General features: G+C 66.3%; 10 protein-coding genes. 1 reads left to right on the top strand and 9 read right to left on the bottom strand.

Translation table 11 applies throughout. The features are described 5' to 3' along the window. Positions 1-109 precede the first annotated feature (109 nt). From recD to SJI03_RS24185, 5 genes are all read right to left on the bottom strand, one after another. Entirely contained in the window at positions 110-2,068 is a 1,959-nt protein-coding gene (gene recD, locus SJI03_RS24205) for an exodeoxyribonuclease V subunit alpha (RefSeq protein WP_322428905.1), read from the bottom strand. Further along, complete coding sequence (recB, locus tag SJI03_RS24200) at positions 2,065-5,721, bottom strand: exodeoxyribonuclease V subunit beta (protein WP_322428904.1); 3,657 nt, start codon at positions 5,719-5,721, stop codon at positions 2,065-2,067. Before recB ends, recD begins: the two co-directional genes overlap by 4 nt. Beyond that, complete coding sequence (gene recC / locus SJI03_RS24195; RefSeq protein WP_322428903.1) at positions 5,718-9,137, bottom strand: exodeoxyribonuclease V subunit gamma; 3,420 nt, start codon at positions 9,135-9,137, stop codon at positions 5,718-5,720. Before recC ends, recB begins: the two co-directional genes overlap by 4 nt. 75 nt (positions 9,138-9,212) lie before the next feature. Beyond that, a complete protein-coding gene (locus SJI03_RS24190; protein WP_322428902.1) occupies positions 9,213-12,251 on the bottom strand; it encodes a CHASE domain-containing protein in 3,039 nt (1,012 codons plus the stop codon). Between the two features lie 142 nt (positions 12,252-12,393). Beyond that, complete coding sequence (locus SJI03_RS24185; protein WP_322428901.1) at positions 12,394-13,284, bottom strand: LysR family transcriptional regulator; 891 nt, start codon at positions 13,282-13,284, stop codon at positions 12,394-12,396. A 108-nt stretch (positions 13,285-13,392) separates the two neighbouring features. Between SJI03_RS24185 and SJI03_RS24180 the strand changes: the two genes are divergently transcribed. After that, positions 13,393-14,385 carry a cyclase family protein gene (locus SJI03_RS24180; protein ID WP_322428900.1) on the top strand — a complete coding sequence of 331 codons (993 nt, stop codon included), beginning with the start codon at positions 13,393-13,395 and terminating at the stop codon, positions 14,383-14,385. Positions 14,386-14,387: 2 nt separating this feature from the next. Here the strand turns inward: SJI03_RS24180 and cobA are convergent, their stop codons facing one another. From cobA to SJI03_RS24160, 4 genes are all read right to left on the bottom strand, one after another. After that, positions 14,388-15,158: a uroporphyrinogen-III C-methyltransferase gene (gene cobA / locus SJI03_RS24175; RefSeq protein ID WP_322428899.1), complete on the bottom strand. Its 771-nt coding sequence runs from the start codon at positions 15,156-15,158 to the stop codon at positions 14,388-14,390. A 14-nt stretch (positions 15,159-15,172) separates the two neighbouring features. Further along, positions 15,173-16,363 (bottom strand): CmpA/NrtA family ABC transporter substrate-binding protein, encoded by a 1,191-nt coding sequence (locus tag SJI03_RS24170; RefSeq protein WP_322428898.1) that lies wholly within the window; start codon positions 16,361-16,363, stop codon positions 15,173-15,175. Positions 16,364-16,520: 157 nt separating this feature from the next. Further along, positions 16,521-17,159 carry an ANTAR domain-containing response regulator gene (locus SJI03_RS24165; RefSeq protein ID WP_099380218.1) on the bottom strand — a complete coding sequence of 213 codons (639 nt, stop codon included), beginning with the start codon at positions 17,157-17,159 and terminating at the stop codon, positions 16,521-16,523. 62 nt (positions 17,160-17,221) lie between these two features. Next, on the bottom strand, positions 17,222-18,721 hold the full coding sequence (locus tag SJI03_RS24160; protein WP_322428897.1) for a CoA-acylating methylmalonate-semialdehyde dehydrogenase: 1,500 nt from the start codon (positions 18,719-18,721) through the stop codon (positions 17,222-17,224). Positions 18,722-18,730 lie beyond the last annotated feature (9 nt).

Here is an 18,730-nt window from a genome sequence, read left to right as displayed (position 1 = left end):
ACTTTCTCTACGAAAGCATTTTCACACAAAAATCGGAACAATTTCCATCAATATTCGGAATACAACACATATATTTCCATATGGAAACTCATCAAACCCAGTCCAGCCATCAGCCGATCAGCCCCCTCAAGCCGCTGGCCCGCTGCGTACGGCGCAGAATCGCATCGAACAGCACGGCCTGCGTAGGCGAGACGAGGGTAAAGAAGTCGCGCGCACGCGTGATGCCTGTATAGACCAGTTCGCGCGCCAGCATGGTGCCGCCTTCCTGCGGCAGCACCAGCACCGTATGGCGAAATTCCGAGCCCTGCGATTTGTGCACCGTCATGGCGAACGCCGTTTCCACATGGCGCAAGCGCGTGGCCAGCACGCTGCGCACGTTCTCGCCTTCCAGGAAGTACACGCGCAGGGAGCCGGGCCGCGCAGGGTCGCGCAAAGTCAGGCCGATGTCGCCATTGAACACGCCAGTGCCGTAGTCGTTGCGCGTGACCATCACGGGACGGCCCACATACCATTCGCTGCGGCGTATCAAGCCTTCCTTTTCCAGCCGCAGCTCGATGGCCGTGTTCAGGCCCGCCACGCCCCACTCGCCCTCGCGCACGGCGCACAGGATGCGGAATGCTTCAAACGCATGCAGCACGGCGCGCACCCAGTCGTCATGCTGCCCGTACGCGGCTTCGCCAGCATTCACCAGTTGCAAATACGGCTGATACCCGCCCGGCGCGTCAAGCCGCCCGCGCAAGGCCAGGCGCAGCACGTCTTCCTGCTGCGCCGGCACCGTCCACGCCAGCTGGCCGCCGCTGTCGCCGGCGAAGCACGCCCTGGCCAGGTCGGGCCTGCCGCCGTTCACGGCCAAGGCCAGTTCGCCGATCGGGCCGCTGAAACGGTGGCTGTGACGCAGCATCACCGTCTGCTGCGCCAGCGCACCGGCCGCTCCCGCAAAGGCGGCGGGAATGGCCACGCCGCTGGCCGCCTGCGCATACGCGATGGTGGCGTCCGTATAGCCGCCCGCTTGCGCGTCGTGGCACAAGTCACCCAGCACGGCGCCCGCCTCCACGGACGCCAGTTGGTCCTTGTCGCCGAGCAGGATCAGGATCGCCGTGGGCGGCAAGGCGTCAAGCACGGACGCCATCATCTCCAGGTGCACCATCGACGCCTCATCGACGATCAGCACGTCGACGTCGAGCGGATTACCCGCGTGGTGGGCAAAGGCGCGCGTATCGGGCCGCGCACCCAGCAAGCTATGCAGGGTACGGGCCGCGCCCATGCGCCGCGCCAGTTCCAGCAGGGGCAAGGCTTCCCCGACCTTTTCCGCCAGGCCGCTCAAGGCCTTGTCGATCGACTGCTTCAGGCGCGCGGCCGCCTTGCCCGTGGGCGCGGCCAGCGCGATGCGCAGCTGCTCCGGCTGCGGCGAGACGGCAAACAGCAAGGTCAGCAAACTGGCCACCGTGTACGTCTTGCCCGTCCCCGGCCCGCCCGTGATGATGGCCACCTTGCCGCGCAAGGCGATGGCGCACGCCACCTTTTGCCAGTCCGGGCCACCATCCTGCGTGGGCTGGTCGAACAGGGTGTCGAGCCATTGCCGCACCTGCGCCAGCGGCGGATTGGTCAAATCCTGCGCGCGCAGCGCGATTTTCTCGCCCACCAGGGTCTCGTCGCGCCAGTAGCGGCGCAGGTACAGGCGGTCGCCGTCGAGCACCAGCGGCTGGCGCATGTCGTGGGCATCCACCTGCCACACCTGCGGCGCGCCAGCCAGCAGCGCGCGCCAGCCATCGACGCTGTCCGGCAGCGGGCCGGAAACGGCCAGCACGCCATGCCACAGCTCCTCGCTCCAGCCCAGCAACTGCGACGGTTCGCCGGCCAGCTCGGCCAGCATCAAACAACTGTGGCCCCGCCCTTCCAGCTCGGACAGCACCACGCACGCCACGGCCACGGCGGGCGCATTTGGCGCCTGCTCGTCCAGGCTGGCGATGAAGCGGGCAAAGGCGGCGCTCAGGCGGCGCAGATGGCCATCCCCGGCGACGCCGTCGACATGGGCAAACAGGGCGTCCAGGGCCACGTCATGGTTCATGCTATTTCCACTTCTTCTGACAATAATTGATCGAGGCCGTCCAGCAGTTCCAGCTGCGGCGCCAGCCAGTAGCAGCCATGCGTATCCGCATTCGCGATACCGCGCAGGAACAGGAAGATGGCGCCGCCCAGGTGCTCGGCCGGGTCATACGCGTCGCCGAGGCGGCTTTTCAGCAGCCGGTGCAGGGCCAGCATGTAGATGGCGCCCTGGATATCGTAGCGGTGCTGCGCCATGCCAGCCGCCAGCGCGGCCGTGTGATAGGCCGCGTCGTTGGCGCCCAGTGCATTCGACTTGTAGTCGAGCACCCAGTAGCGGCCATCCTGTTCGATGACCAGGTCGGCAAAGCCTTTCAGCATGCCGTGCAGCTGGCGCCGCGGCAGCACGGGACGCGGCGCGCCGTCGAGCAGCAAACGCGTGCACAGCTGATCGAGCGCCGCCGTGGACAAATGCTCGCTGGGGAACCAGAACTCCATCTCGGACAGGGTGCTATTAAGCTGCGACAGAGACGCATCGAGCAGCGGCAGCGGCGTGACGGCGACTTCCCTGAGCCAGGCGATGGCGTCTTCCTGGCGATGGCCCCAGCCAGCCCGCTCGCAGCGCGCGGCCAGGCGCGTGTCGAAGTGCGCCTCGTGGACGCTGTCAAAACCTTCGCCGCCCATCCACTCGAGCTGCTCGTGCAGGAAGTTGCCGGGCACGGAGCCGCGCGGGAAGCGGTGCCACGGGGCGTCGCCCGTCTGCAGCGGCGAGGCGGCTGGCACGCCAGTGCCATCTTCCAGCAGGGTTTCTTCCAGCGCCCGCTGCGGCACGTGCGCGGCCGCCACGGCGCCGATCTGGCGCGTCAGCGAGGTAAAGCTGCCCACCGACCAGTCGCGTTCGAATTCGCCCGCGAACACGGGCGCGGGACGCAGCTCGGGGCGCCGCTCGACCCGGTCCAGCACCGTGCAGGCGTCGGGCTGCGCCAGCGCGCTGACATAGATGGCGTCGCAGCTGCCCGCCACCTGCTGCCAGCGCAGCAGCAGTTGCTCCGCCGGCAGCTTGTCGCCGCCCGTCAGCAGATAGCCGAGCGCCGATTCGTGCAAGGTGTTCTCGCCCGCCTTGCGCGCCGCCTGGGCGGCCACGCCCAGCCACAGGAAGTGGCGCGCGCGCGTCAGGGCCACATACAGCAAGCGCAAGTCTTCCTCGATGCGCGCCTCTTCGACCGCCGCCATGGCCTCGTCGGACAGGGACAGATCGAGGCGGCGTTCGCCTTCCTCGCCCGCATACTCGAAGAAGCTGCGGTTGCGTTTGTCCACCTTGCGCGCCGTGACGGCAAACGGCAGGTACACGAGCGGGTATTCGAGCCCCTTCGACTTGTGCACGGTGATGACTTTCACCAGCTCCGCATCGCTTTCCAGGCGCAGCACGCGCTCGTCACCGCCCTCGCCTTCGCCGGCGATCTGCTCGGCCAGCCAGCGTATCAGCGCCTGCTCGCCATCGAGCTGGCGGCTGGCCGATTGCAGCAATTCGGCCAGGTGCAGCAGATTCGTCAGACGCCGCTCGCCGCCCGTCTGCTGCAGCAGCATGGCCGGCAGCTGCAATTCGTGGATGAAGCGGCGCAGCATGGCCAGCACGCCCTGGCGCTGCCAGATCAGGTGCAGGGCCTTCAGTTGCTCGACCCGGCGTTCCCATTCCAGTTCATCGCTCGACAGCCGCGCCAGTTCGCCCAGCGACAGGCCGATGGTGCGCGTGGCAAACGCGGCGCGCGCCAGCCCCCCGTCGAGCGGGTTGGCCAGCGCTGCCAGCCAGCGCAGCACGTCTTGCGCTTCCTCGCTGTCGACGACGGAATCCTTGTCCGACAGGTAGACGCTGGCAACCCGGCGGCGCGCCAGCGCGCGGCGGATGGCCGCCGCCTCCTTGCGGTCGCGCACGAGGATGGCCACATCGGCCGGCTGCAGGCGCGTGAAACCGTCCGGGCCATCGAAACCTGCTTGCGCATCGCCCAGCATGGCGACGATGTGCTCGGCGCAGTGCTGCGCGAAATACTCGCGGTAGCTGTCGCCGCGCAGCCCTTCATCGCTGGCGCAGGCGGCCATCAGCGCCGGCATGGCGCCATCCTTTGTTACCAAAAATTCGGCGCGGCCCTTGGCATCGACGGCTTCGAACGGCAGCGGGTTCTCGCCGTTTTTCCGGTAGCGGAAGGCGCCGGCCGGCACCTCGTCGCGCTCGGCATGCAGGAACAGCTGGTTGACGGCCGCCACCAGCGGCGCCGTCGAACGGTAGTTGGTGCCCAGCTGGTAATGGCGCCCGTTTGTTGCGCGCCGCGCCGCCAGGTAGCTCTGGATGTCGGCGCCGCGAAAGCCGTAGATCGACTGTTTCGGGTCGCCGATCAAAAACAGGCCCAGGGCCGGGTCGTTGTCGGCGATGCGGTACAGCAGATTGAAAATCTGGTACTGGGCGGGCGCCGTATCCTGGAATTCATCGACCATCGCCAGCGGATACTGGTCGACGATGCGCTGGCGCAGGGCCGCGCCGTTTTCGCCAGCCAGCGCGTCGTGCAGGCGCTGCAGCATGTCGGCAAAGCCGAACTGGCGCGACTGGCGTTTCAATTGATCCATGCGCCGCGCGATGGCCGCCGCCGCATGCAGGTGCAGCTTGTGCGCCAGCGGCGTGAGGGCCGCCAGGGCGATCCCCAGCGCCTCGGTATGGTCGAAGCACTCGGGTACCTGCGCCGTGAAACTCTTGGCAAACGCATCCTCGATGCCGAACGGCGTCAAGCGCTCCCACGCCTTGGCCGTGATGGCCGGCTGCAGCAAGAGCGGATCCTGCGCCCAGCGGCGCAAGCCGTCGAACCACTTCGCCAGGTTTTCCGGCTTCATCTTGACGCCATTAAAACACTTGGGATTGGCGGCGCGGTGGTCATTGATCCAGGCGGCCATCCGGTCCACGCGCTCGACCCAGCCCGCCTTCAGGGTGGCCAGCTGCGCGGCCAGCGCCCGCTGTTCGCGCGCGATCAGCACGGACAACGGTTCCTCGTCCGCCATGCGCATGATGTCCGCGCGGCGCGCCAGCTCGCGCGCGCCCTTCTTCAGCGCCCCCACGTCGGGCCAGCAGGCCAGCAGCACGTCGAGCGCCTGCGGCGGCAAGGGATAGACTTGCTGGCGCCAGTAATCGTGGGCCGCATCCTCGAACAGGGCTTGCTCGTCGCTGACCAGTTCTTCGTCGAACAGGCTGCCACTGTCGAACGCGTGCTCGCGCAACATGCGCTGGCACCAGGCGTCGATGGTGAAAATGGCCGCTTCATCCATCGTCTCGGCGGCCAGCATCAGCCGGTGCGCGGCCTTTTGCCGCTCGCTCTCGTCCGGATAGGATTCGAGCAAGGCATCGAGAAACGGATCGCTGCCGCCAGACTCGTGGCGGAAATATGCGGCCGCCTCGATCAGGCGCTCGCGCACGCGGTTCGACAATTCGCGCGTGGCGGCGCGGGTAAACGTCATCACCAAAATGTCGGCCGGCAGCAGCGGACGCGTAAAACGGCTGTCGTCGTCGCCATGCCCCAGCACGAGCCGCACGTACAGCGCGGCGATGGTCCAGGTTTTACCGGTGCCGGCCGAGGCTTCGATCAGGCGCGAGCCATGCAGCGGGAACGCCAGGGGGTTGAGCAGATGGCTCGTCATTGTTCTTCTCCCGCACCATCATCGGGCGCGCTGATCGGGTCTATCGTAATGTGCTGCTGCAGCCAGTCGGCCAGCGGGCCATACAGCTCACGCGTGCAGTCTTCCCAGGCTTCTTCCGCGGCCAGCGCGGAAAACTCGGGCCACAGGCGCGCCAGGCACAGTTCGTCGCGCTCGCCAGACAGTTCAAAACCACCGTCATACACGGCGCGCGGGTCACCCTGCTGCACCAGCGCCAGGCCCGTCTTGCAGGCCGTCGGCAGCGGATGGTTCATGCCTTCGCGCCACAGCGCCAGCAAGGTGGCCAGCACGTCGCGCGAGCTGGCCGGATCGAGCGGCGCCATGCTGACGATGGCGTCGCGCGCCACCAGGTAGCCGGTGACGGGGAAACCGAGGGCGGCGGCGGCCAGCTGGCGCAGCCACATCAGCATCAGCTTGTCGCCCCGCGCCAGGCCGCCCTTGTCCGTCACTTTCGAGGATATCTGCATCAGCCAGGCCGTCTCCTGCCCGTTGCTGCACAATTTGTCGAGCCAGTCGTCGATCTGCAGCTCGCCAAACGGCAAGTTGATGGCGCGCTTGTCGGCCGCGTACGGGAACGAGGCGCGCAAGGACAGCCACGCGCTGCGCACGGGCACCAGCGCCTCGACCAATTGCGCCTGCACTTGCCGGCCGATCAGGCCGATGGGCAGCACGCCTTCGCGCGCCAGCTTCGCTGCGCGCGCTTCCAGGCTGGCGCGCACGTCATCAAGCGCTTCGACGGCGCCGCCGTCGTCCAGCATGGTGTCTTCCAGCAGATAGCGCTCGAGCGCATTCAGGCCGAACGGCTCTTCATCCTCGCCCAGCATGGCCGCATCGGCGAAATATACGCTCAAGCGGCGGCGGAAAAAGTATTTGACGGGCTGGCGCAAAAAGCTGGCAAGCTCACCCAGTTTCAAACGCGTGCCGGGATCGAGCTCGTAAAGGCCCAGCGGCAGCACGGCGGCCTGCGCATCGGCATCGGCATGCGCGACGCGCCATTCGCGCGCGTAGGTCAGCAAGCCATCGGCCTCGAAATAGCGGCGGCTGAACGGCTGCAGCGCGTGCTCGGTCGTCAGGCTTGCCAAATACCGGTCCAGCGACCAGCCGGCGGCCAGGTAATCGCGCAACTGCGACACGAGGACGGACGGCGGCTGCTCGGAATTGTCGCGCACATTGCGCCCCACCCAGCTCACGTACAGTTTGTCGCGCGCGGCCAGCAAGGCTTCGAGCATCAGGTAGCGGTCATCGTCGCGGCGCGAGCGGTCGCCCGGGCGCGCCATGCCGGGCAGCGCCAGCAAGTCGAAATCGGCCTTCGGCGCGCGGCGCGGGAAGTCGCCATCGTTCATGCCCAGCAGGCATACGACACGGAATGGCACGGCGCGCATCGGCATCAGGGTGCAGAAGGTCACGCCGCCGGAGACGAATTGATGGTTCAGGGTCGGCTCGTCCAGCGCGCCCAGCCACGCCACGCGCAGCACGGACAGCGGCACCTGCTCGACAAAGCCCGCGTGTTCGCAGGTTTCCAGCCAGCCCTGCAAGGCGCCTTCCAGCTGCGCCAGGGTCAAACGGTCGCCTTCGTCGTCGGCGTCAAAGAAGGCGGCCAGCAGCGCGCGCGCCTGCACGCCCCATTCGGCCGGCGTGCAGGCGCCGGCCAGCACGCTGCGCCAGTGCAGCAGCGCCTCGACCAGCTGCGCCAGCGAGCCCGCCAGCGCCGCATCGAGGCCGCCCACTTCCGCATACGGCTCGATGCCGCCAAAACTGGCACCACTGCCGCTGGCATAGCCGAGCAACATGCGCCGCACGCCGAAGATCCACGCATTCTGTTCGCCGGCCGCACCGAGCCCCAGGCCGGCACGGTGTGCCTGGTCCAGGCCCCAGCGCACGCCCGCCCCTTCGATCCAGGCGCCCAGAGTGGCCAGGTCGTCCGGCTGCAGACCAAAGCGGGCCGCCAGCGCCGGTACGTCGAGCAGGTCGCGCACTTCGCTCTGGCGGCAGCGCTGTTGCGGCAACTGCAGCAGCCATTCGAGCGCAACGAGCAGCGGGTTGACGCTGCGGTCCTTCACGTCGCCGATCTCGAACGGAATGAAACGCTCGTCATTGCGCCGGTACTGGCCGAAGACGGCGTGGATGGCGGCCGTGAACGTGTCGATGTCGGGCACCATCACCACCACGTCGCGCGGGCGCAAGCCCGTCTCGGCGCTGTGCGCGAACATGGCCAGCAGCTGGTCGTGCAGCACTTCCACTTCGCGCTGCACGCTGTGCGCCACATGAAATTCGATCGAGCGGTCGCCTGCCTCGGGCGGTGTCTGCTCGTGTTCGGCCAGCGGGCGCAGTTCGCGGATGGCCACCTGCACCTGCTGCAGCAGGGTCTCGCCCGTTTCCTCGCCAAACAGGTCGATGCGCAGGCTGTCGTCGCGCCCTTCGGCTTGCGCGTGTTCGTCGAATTCGTCGAGCATGCGGATGAAGTCGCGCCCTTGCCTGCCCCAGCTGGCCAGCAGCGGGTGGCTGTGCGCATGCAGTTCTTCGAGCGGAATTTGCGCCAGGTCGGTGCCGTTGCGCTGCCGCTGGCGTTTGTTTTGCGCGCGCAGCAAGTCGCGCCCGTCGATGATGTCGCCCCAGTAAAACTGGCATGGATTCGGCACGGCCAGCACCACCTGCGTGTGGCGCGCCAGCGCGGCCAGCGCCTGCAAGGTCTGGTACGGCAAGGCAGACACGCCAAACAGCACCACCCTGCGCGGCAGCTTGCCGGCAGGCGCATCGCCGGCGGCGATCGCCGCCAGGAAGGCGTCATGGATGTCGGCGCGGCCCGTGTCGCGCTCGAAAGCCTCGACGTCGGCCGCCACGGCGCGCCACAACTGCGCCTGCCAGCGCTGGTCCGCCTTCAATGGGATAGCTTCGCCGCGCGCCGTGCGCAACTGGTCACGCCCTGCGGCCCAGTCGGCCAGCCAGTCGGCGCGGTAGACCTGGTACTGGTCGAACAGGTCGGCCAGGCGCTCGGCCAGCTGCAGCCGGCGTTCGCTATCGCCATCGGCAAGGAAGTAGCGCAGCGGCTCAAACACCGGGTCGGCCAGCAGCGAGGGCAATAGACGCATCAAGCGCCACGTCAGCGGGGATTTGTCGAACGGCGACACGCGCGGGACGCGCTCGCGCCCCAGCATGCCGCGGTAGCTCTCCCACAGCAGGCGCGCCGGCAGCGCGATGCGCGTGGCGGCGCATACGCCCATCTCCTCGGCCAGGGCGATCTTCAGCCATTCGGCCACGCCGTTCGACTGCACCAGGAAGATATCCGTTTCCAGCGGTGCCAGCGGATGCTGGCGCAGCCACTGGAAGACGGCGGCGCGCAGCTGTTCCAGCTGGTTGCCATGCAGGATGAGGAGGCCGGGCGTGACGGGAGTATGCATGCTGATCCGATGGGTTGCCGCGCCTCCGGCCGGGTGGCCGGAGACGTCAAAGGCATATTATCGCCGCTGCCTGCGTCAGGGGGCGTCGCTGGCGGCAAATTCCACAGAAATTTGTTCCGCCACCTGCGCCAGCGCCGGTCCGAGGGCTGTCAACAGGGCGCGCGCCTGCTGCAGGTCGCCGCCCACGCGCAAACCTTCGATCGACGCGCACAGGCCGGCAAAGGCATGCGCGCCCACGGCCAGTGCCGACGATTTGCTGCGGTGGCCCAGGTCGGCCAGGCGCCCCAGGTCTTCCAGCGCCATGGCTTGCTCCATTTCGGCGATGCCGTCGCGCGCCGTGTCGAGAAACAGCTGGGTGTATTTGCGCATCTTCACGGGGTCATTGCTGAACGTGAGCGCCAGCGTGGCCAGGTCGAGGATGGCCGTGTCGCGCAACTCCGGCGAGGCTCCCGATGGCGGCGCCTTCGGCACTGCCACCAGCCTGTCACCCACGCGCGCATGGCCGATGCCGCCGATGCCTCCACGCAGCCGGAACCATTTCGCCAGCAGGTGAAACAGCAGATTCGGGGCGATCGGCTTGGTCACGAATTCGTCCATGCCCGCCTCCAGGCAGCGGGCGCGGTCTTCGCTGCCCGCATTGGCCGTCATGGCGATCACCAGCAAGCCGGCAAGCTGCGGATCGGCGCGGATGCGGCGCGTCGCCTCGAAGCCGTCCATCTCCGGCATCTGCACGTCCATCAGCACGCAGTCGTAGCGCTGGTGCGCCAGCAATTCCAGCGCTTCGCGGCCATTGCAGGCGACGCAGACGGTGGCGCCGGCGTCTTCCAGCAGTTCGCAGCCCACCTGCTGGCTGAAGACGTTGTCTTCCACCAGCAGGATGGAGGCGCCGCGGATCACGCCCAGTACTTCCGGCTCGACTTCGGCGATGCGCTCGTCGGCCGCCTGCGCGCTTTTCTCCAGGCGCGCCGTGAACCAGAAGGTGCTGCCCAGGCCAGGCTGGCTGTACACGCCCACCTTGCCGCCCATGAGCTCCACCAGCTGCTTGCTGATCACCAGCCCCAGGCCGCTGCCGCCATACTTGCGCGTGGTCGACGGGTCGGCCTGGTGGAAGGAGCGGAACAGCTGCGCCACCTCTTCCTGATTCATGCCGATGCCGCGGTCCTGCACCTCGAAGCGCAGCATGCCGTGGCTGCCCCGCTCCTCGGACTGGCGCACGCGCACGAAGATGCTGCCATTGTCGGAAAACTTGATGGCGTTGCTGGTCAGGTTCAGCAAGACCTGCTCCAGGCGCAGCGGGTCGCCACGCCAGCGCTGCGGCAGTTCCGGCGCGATATCGAACTGCAGTGCCAGGCCCTTGACGGCGGCCGCGTCGCCCAGCTGGCTGGCGATATTCGCCAGCAGGGTGTCGAGACGGAAGTCCAGCACTTCCAGTTCCAGCTTGCCCGCCTCGATCTTGGAAAAATCGAGAATATCGTTGATCAGGCCCAGCAAATGCTGGCCCGAATGGAAGATTTTCTGCAGATAGTCGCGCTGGCGCGCGTCGGCCACCGATTTCAGCGCCAGGTGCGCCATGCCGATGATGCTGTTCATCGGCGTGCGGATCTCATGGCTCATGTTCGACAGGAAGTCGCTCTTGGCCTGGCTGGCCGCGTCGGCCTGCTCCTTCAGGCGGTGCAGTTCCGTCACGTCCGTGGACAGGCCGATCAGGCCCGTGACGGGCCCGGGCAAGCCCAGCGGCACCTTCACGCTCCACAGGTGATGCACCTGGCCCTGCGCATCGACGAAACGCTCCTCGCCGACAAACTTGGCGCCGCTGTCGAACACCTGGCGCTCCGTCAGCTGCACCGACGCCGCCGCATCGCCGAGCATCAACTCGCCATCCTGGCGACCGATCAGCTGCTCCGCCGAACGGCCCAGTATCTTCGCCGTGCGCGCATTCACGTAGCGGTAGCGCAGGTCGGCATCCTTCATGTAGACGTAGGCGTCGACGCTGTCGAGCACCGTATCGAGCAGGGTGCGCTGCGCCACCGCGTTGCGGCGCGAACGGTACAAGGTAAAGATGTAGCCATAAATGAGCAGGGTGCCGGCCACGCCGACGGCCAGCGCCAGCCAGGGAAAATAGCGGTCGAAGGGGCTGTACAGTTCCGCCTTGCGCACGCGGAAATGGGCTTTCCACAGGCCGCCCTGGTATGCCACGGGCAGCACCTGGTCGAAATAGTCGGCATCGCTGCCCGGTTGCGGCGGCGGTGCAGCCAGATCGTCGTCGTCATTGAACAGCAGGCGGTCCTGCGGCGTGATGCGCCAGACGCCATCGGCAGGCTGCGCTTCGGCGGCGCTGTACAGGGTCAGGTGCAGCGGCTCCAGGGCGCTGCGTTCGAGCGCGCTGTGCACCAGCTGCGCCACGCCAAAGCCGATGCCGACGGAGCCCTGGTAGGCGGCGCGGCGCTCGGCCACGCTGCCTTGCGGCATGCCGTTGCGGTACACGGGCAGGCGCATGCCCAGGCCAATGTGCGCGGGCGGCCCCTTGATCATGATCACCTGGCCTGACGCGCTGACCTCGCCGCTGTCGCGCGCCTGCGCCAGGGATTGCGCCACCAGCGGGTTGGCGCCGATATCGACGCCCATGCGTTCGGCCAGCAGGGAATCGGGTTCCAGGTAAGTGAGCACCGTGTATTCCGGCCGCTCCCCCGCCGGACGAATGGTGAAGGCGGGATAGCCGCGCGGCGCCAGGCTGGTGTCACCGCGCACGCCGGAGACATAGGCCGCGCGCTGCGCCTGCGTCAGCGCCACCGCGTAGTTGACCGACTCGATGGCCGGGAACTGGCGCGCGATATCGAGGCCGGCCACGTAATCGTGGAACTGCCGGCGCGTCAGCTGCTCGCTGGTGCGGAACAGGGCTTCGAGGCCCCGCAACAGGTCGGAATAGCTTTTTACGCGCGTGATCAGGCTATGCTGGGCGCCATGCGTGAGGTTGTCGAAACGCTGTTCGGCGTCGTCATTGACCGTGCGCGCCGCACCCGCGTACAGGGCGCCGCCCACCGCCAATGCCAGCAGCAAGCCACCCGCCCAGATCCTGATGCCTGATCCCGTCCCGCCCTTGCTCAAAGTGTGCATTGTCGATCGCTTATTCCGGTTTCCTTGAATGTGCGGCGCCCCGCCGCCCAGCAAGTACGAGGATACTATCAAAGCCCCTGCCCCACGCGCTTGTGAAAGAAAAAAAGCGCGTCCGATGGTTGCCCTGGAAAACACCGGGCGCCTAGGTCCCCGGCAACGCCCCGGCCAGGAAGTCGCAAAAGGCGCGCACCTTTTCCTGCACGTGGCGTCCGTCGGGCGTCAAGGCATACACGCCGCGCCTGGCCATGCCGTGCGACGGCAGCACGCGCACCAGGGCGCCGCTGGCCAGCAGCGGGGCGGCGACGAATGACGGCAGCGCCCCCACGCCGATGCCCGCCACCAGCATGTCGGCCAGCAGCAGGCTGCTGTCAGCGGAAAAGCGCACGGGCAGGACAATGCTGCTGCTCCCTTCCGGCCCGGCCAGCTGCCAGACGCCGGGGCTGTCGGCCAGCCGGTAGGCCAGGCAATCGTGGCCGTGCAAGTCCTGCGCCAGCCGGGGCGTGCCGCGCAGCGCCAGATAGGCGGGCGATGCGCAAATCATTTGCTCGATGTCGCCCAGGCGGCGCGCCACTAGGGACGAATCGGCCAGCGCGGCGCGGATGCGCAGCGACACGTCATAGCCCTCGCCCACCACGTCGCGCAGGCGGTCGTCCAGGGTCATCTCGATTTTGACGTCCGGATAGCGGGCCATGAACACCGGCAGCAGCGGCGACAGCACCTTCAGGCCAAACGACAGCGGCGCATTCACGCGCAGCCGCCCCGCCACCTTGCCGGTACAGCCGCGCGTGCCCAGTTCCAGCGCATCGATTTCATCGAGCAGGCGGCAGCATTCAGCATAGTAGGCGCGCCCGCCGTCCGACAAGCTCATGCGCCGCGTCGTGCGCACCAGCAGCACCGTGCCCAGATGCGCCTCCAGCTGGCGCACCTGCTTGCTGATGGCCGCCGCCGACTGATTCAGGTCCAGCGCCGCCTTGCTGAAGCTGTCGCGCTCGACCACCTTGCGAAACACGCGCATGTGCGCCAGGACATCCATGATTATTTCCATCCAGTTGAATATCTTATTATTTTATCGCTGATTATCATTAAAATGGAAAACAATATGATGGCGGCTTCTTCATTCATGTCACGCAAGGAGTACCCCATGTTCAAACCATCCGCCGCCCTTTCCGCCCTGCTGCTGGCCCTGCTGGCCGCCACAGTGCAAGCCGCCCCGGCCGCCGCCCTGCCCGAAGTGGGCATCAGCCCCTGGGGGCCGAAAGACGAAATCGGCCGCCTGAACCTGATGACGCCGACATCGCGCGCCGCCATCCTGGCGCGCATCGACGGCGGCAAGAGCTACGACCTGGCCGTCGATTTTTATATCGGCATGCCCAGCTGGCAGGCGGCAGGCGATCCGCCCTACCAGATGTGGATGACGCACACGCCGAAGGGCAACGTGGTGGCTGACTCGATGCATGTGGGCGAACAGATGAACCGCCACGTCAGTTACACGGGTTCGGCCGTGTCCATGTATGCACACATGGGCACGCATATCGACGCGCTCAACCATTTCGGCTTGAACGGCAAGATCTGGAACGGTTTTACGGAAGAGCAATACCTGGGCGACCGGGGCTGGACCGTGACGGGCGCGGAAAAACTGCCGCCCATCATCGCGCGCGGCGTGCTGATCGACGTGGCCGTGGCCAAAGGATTGCAACAGTTGCCCGACAATTACCGCGTCACGCGGCAAGACTTGCGCGCCGCGCTGGCCAAACAGAAGGTCACGCTGGAAAAGGGCGATGTGGTGCTGATACGCACGGGCCGCATGCAGCACTATGAGCAGGCGCAAGCGTACATGGCGAATCCGCCCGGCCTGTCGCTCGATGCAGCGAAATTCCTTGTGGAAGATGGCGGCGCCATGGTGGTGGGCGCGGACAACCTCAGTTTCGAAGCGTTTCCGTCCGAAGTGGCGGGCAACTACCTGCCCGTGCACACGTATCTGCTGGCGCAGCAGGGCACGCCCATCCTGGAACTGGTCGACCTGGAAGGCTTGTCACGCGACAAGGTCTACCAGTTTGCCTTCATCGGCGCCTCGCTGAAATTCCGCGGCGGCGATGCGGCCCCCATCCGTCCCGTAGCCCTGCCGATCCGCTGAGTTCAAACCGAGGCAGCCTGCAATGTGCTTGCACCATGGTCATCCCAGGCATCGGCGCAGCGCACCACGTCGCCCACGACGATGATGCTGGGGCTGCCCAGGCCGCTGACCTGCAAGTCGGCGGGCAAATCCCGCAGAGTGCTCAGCAATTCGCGCTGGGCTGCCAGGCTGGCCGATTGCACCACGGCCACGGGCGTGCCCGGCGCCATGCCGCCGGCCAGCAAGCCCGCCTGGATGGCGGCCACCCTGGCCACGCCCATGTAGATGACGAGGGTGAGGCCGCTTTGCGCCAGCGCAAGCCAGTTCGGTTCCGACGCGCTATCCTTGCCGTGACCCGTGACGAAAATCGCGCCCTGGCTCCAACTGCGGTGCGTCAGCGGCACGCCGATGGACGATGGCGCGGCCAGGCCGCTGCTGATACCGGGGATCACCTCGACGGCCACGCCGTGGCTGCGCAGATAGGCGCGCTCTTCGCCGCCGCGCCCGAACAGATACGGGTCGCCCCCTTTCAGGCGCACCACGTGCAGGCCGGCACGGGCTTCGGCCAGCATCAGGCGTTCGATGAAGGCTTGCGGCGTGGACGCGCAGCCGCCCCGCTTGCCCACCTCGACCACGCGCACGCCTTGTGCCGCATGCGCGAGGATGGCCGGGTTGACGAGGTCATCGATCAGCACCACGTCGGCCCGCGCGATGGCCTTCACCGCCTTGAGGGTCAACAGGTCCGGGTCGCCGGGACCGGCGCCGACCAGGGTCACGCTTCCAAATTGCGCCATGATGCACTCTCCAATCAGAAAAAATGGCCGATGGCAAACGATGCCGCGTAGGCTTCCGGCGCGCTGCCGTCCCACACGACGCCGTCGCACAGGGTCGAGCTGCGCATGGCGGCCTTTGGTACTGGCGTGGCAGTCATTTCCGCCGCCTGGCGGTACAGGTCGATGCGGTTGACTTGCCTTGCCACCGCCAGGTAATCGGGCTCGTCGCGCAGCAACCCCCAGCGCCGGTGCTGGGTCATGAACCACATGCCGTCCGACAAATACGGGAAATTCACGGCGCCGTCGCCGTAAAACTTCAAGCCGTGCGCCTCGTCCCAGGTCTTGCCCAGGCCATCCTGGTAGTGACCGAGGATGCGTGGCGCCAGCATTTCCTGCGGCGTATGCAGATAAGCGGGCTCGGCCAGAGTGGCCGCCATCGCCAGCCGGTTGGCGTCGCTGGCGTCGATCCAGCGGCCCGCCTCGAGCACGGCGGCAATCAGGGCGCGGCAGCTGTTCGGATGCTGCTGGGCAAACGCTGCGCTGGTCCCCAGCACCTTGCCCGGATGATCGGGCCAGATGGCCCCGCTGGTGGTGGCCGTCACGCCCACGCCATCGACGATGGCCTTGTAGCCCCATGGTTCGCCGGCGCAAAAACCATCCATCTGTCCCGCGCGCAAGGCGGCCACCATCTGCGACGGCGGCACGGTCATCACGCGCGCGTCGCGCAGCGGATCGATGCCCTGCGCGGCCAGCCAGTATTGCAGCAGCATCGCGTGGTTACCGGTCGGGAAAGTATGCGCAAACGCAAACGGCCGCGCGGCCCCGCGCATGTGCCGCGCCAAGGTGGGACCATCGTGGGCGCCCTCGCGCGCCAGCGCCGCCGACAGGGTGACGGCCTGGCCGCTGTGATTGAGATTCATCAATACGGCCATGTCGTGCTGCTGCCCGCCTATGCCCATCTGCACGCCATACACGAGACCGTACAACACGTGGGCAGCGTCGAGTTCGCCGCTATTCAATTTGTCGCGCACGCCGGCCCACGACATCTCCCGGCTCAGTTCGATCTTGATGCCGTACTTTTCATCGAGGCCCAGTTTTGAGGCCATCACCAGCGAGGCGCAATCGGTCAGCGGCAGGTAGCCGATGCGTATCGTCTGTTTTTCCGGTTGCAGGGATCGCCTCACCTGGGTGCCATGTCCCGCCTCTTTGCCCGCTTGCTCTGTCATACCATTCCTTGCTGATAAGTACTGTTTTGCCGCGCCACCGTGGGCAAGGCTCTCCCCGACCAGCAGCAAGGACCGTGCCTGTGCATATCCAGTCCGAGGCAGCTGGAAACGCACCGCAATGGTGCACTGCACCAGCATGTATCAGAAAGTGGACGATTCATCCCAGCAAGTCCTCCACGTCGAGGATACGCTGGGCGATCTCTGCCAGTTTGAGTTTCTTGTTCATGGCCATGCTGCGCAAGCGCTGATAAGCCTGGTCTTCCGTCAAGCCGTGATGCGTCATCAGCAAGCCCTTGGCCCGTTCGATCACCTTGCGTTCGAGCAGCTTGTGCCGCGTGTCGAGCAATTCGGCGCGCAATTTTTCTTCCTGGCGAAAGCGCGCGAGGGCCACGTTCAGCACGGGTTGAATGCGCTCGGCCTGCAAGCCGGCCACGATATAGGCGGATACGCCGGCCGCCATGGCCGCGTCGATGCTGGCCGTGGCGCCGTCTTCGGTAAACAATACGATGGGACGGCGCTCGTCACGCGTGGCGATGACGATGTGCTCAAGCACGTCGCGTGCATCCGATTCGGCGTCGATGATGATGAGGTCAGGCTGCAGCTGCGCAATGCGCTCGGGAAGGTAGAGGTCGGCAGGCAGGGAGGCAACGATATCGTAGCCCGATTCCAGCAAGCCGATGCGCAAGGCATTGCCGCGCTGCACCTGGGCCGCCAAAGCCGCATTCTCGTGCACGCCGTGCTCGACGATGGTGTTGACGACAACGATGCGCAAAGGCTGGGTACGGCTGGACGTCATGGGAGCGATCTGCAATGGCTAAACACAACCATTGCAGTAAGCAAGAAGCGAACCAGATGTTTTTACTTCAGGGTCGGCATGGCAAACTCGGCGCCGGCGGCCGTGGAAGCGGGCCAGCGCTGCGTGACGGCCTTCTGTTTCGTATAGAAGCGCACGGATTCCGGGCCATGCGCGTGATGGTCGCCAAACAGGCTGCGCTTCCAGCCGCCGAAGCTGTGGAAAGCCATCGGCACGGGAATCGGCACGTTGACGCCTACCATGCCCACCTGCACCCGGTGCGTGTACTCGCGCGCCGTGTTGCCATCGCGCGTGTAGATCGCCGTGCCGTTGCCGTACTCATGCGCGTTGACGAGATCCAGCGCCGTGGCAAAATCGGGCACGCGCACGATGCACAGGACGGGCCCGAAAATTTCTTCCTTGTAGATCGTCATTTCCGGCGTCACATGGTCGAACAGGCTGCCGCCAAGGAAAAAGCCGTTTTCGTGGCCGGGCAGCACGAAACCGCGTCCGTCACTGACCAGTTTCGCGCCTTCTTTCACGCCTGTGGCGATGTAGCCGGCAATTTTATCCTTGTGCACTTGCGTGACGACAGGCCCCATCTCGGCCGACAAATCCATGCCCTGCGTGATTTTCAAGGCGGCGATGCGCGGCACCAGCGCCTCGACCAGCTGGTCCGCCACATTGCCGACCGCCACGACGACGGAAATGGCCATGCAGCGCTCGCCGGCCGAGCCAAACGCCGCGCCCATCAAGGCGTCCACCGTCTGCGGGATATCCGCATCCGGCATGACGACCATGTGATTTTTCGCGCCACCGAGCGCCTGCACACGCTTGCCCTGCGCGCAGCCGGTGGCATAGATGTATTCGGCAATCGGCGTGGAACCGACAAAGCTGACGGCGCGCACATCCGGGTGGTGCAACAAGCCATCCACGGCTTCCTTGTCGCCCTGCACCACGTTAAAGACGCCGTCGGGCAAGCCCGCATCCGTCAACAGTTGTGCCAGCAGCAGGCTGGCGGACGGGTCGCGCTCCGATGGTTTCAAGACGAAAGTATTGCCGCAGGCAATCGCCATCGGGAACATCCACATTGGCACCATCACGGGAAAGTTGAAGGGCGTGATACCGACGCAGACACCGAGCGCCTGGCGGATCGACCAGGCATCGATGCCGCCGGCCACTTGTTCCGAATATTCCCCCTTCATCATTTGCGGGATGCCGCAGGCAAATTCCACTACTTCGATGCCGCGCGTCACTTCCCCTTTGGCATCCGTAAACACCTTGCCGTGCTCTGCCGTGATCAGCGCGGCCAATTGATCCGAGTGTTCTTCCAGCAATTCCTTAAACTTGAACATGACGCGGGCGCGGCGCAACGGCGACGTTTGCGACCAGGCGGGAAACGCTGCGTGGGCGGCGGCCACAGCCGCGTTCAGTTCGGAAGGCGTGGCCAGCGCCACCTTCGCCGTCACGGCGCCCGTGGCGGGATTGAAGACGTCGCTCGTGCGCTCGGAGCGCCAAGCCATGGGGTTGCCACCAATAAAGTGGCCGATCTGTTGCGTTGTCATTGCAGTTCC

Origin of the sequence: Janthinobacterium sp. GMG1 (assembly GCF_034427795.1) — a bacterium.
Lineage (GTDB): Bacteria > Pseudomonadota > Gammaproteobacteria > Burkholderiales > Burkholderiaceae_D > Janthinobacterium.
Note: the sequence above shows the minus strand (reverse complement) of the source record. Positions and strands in the feature narration are given on the sequence as shown.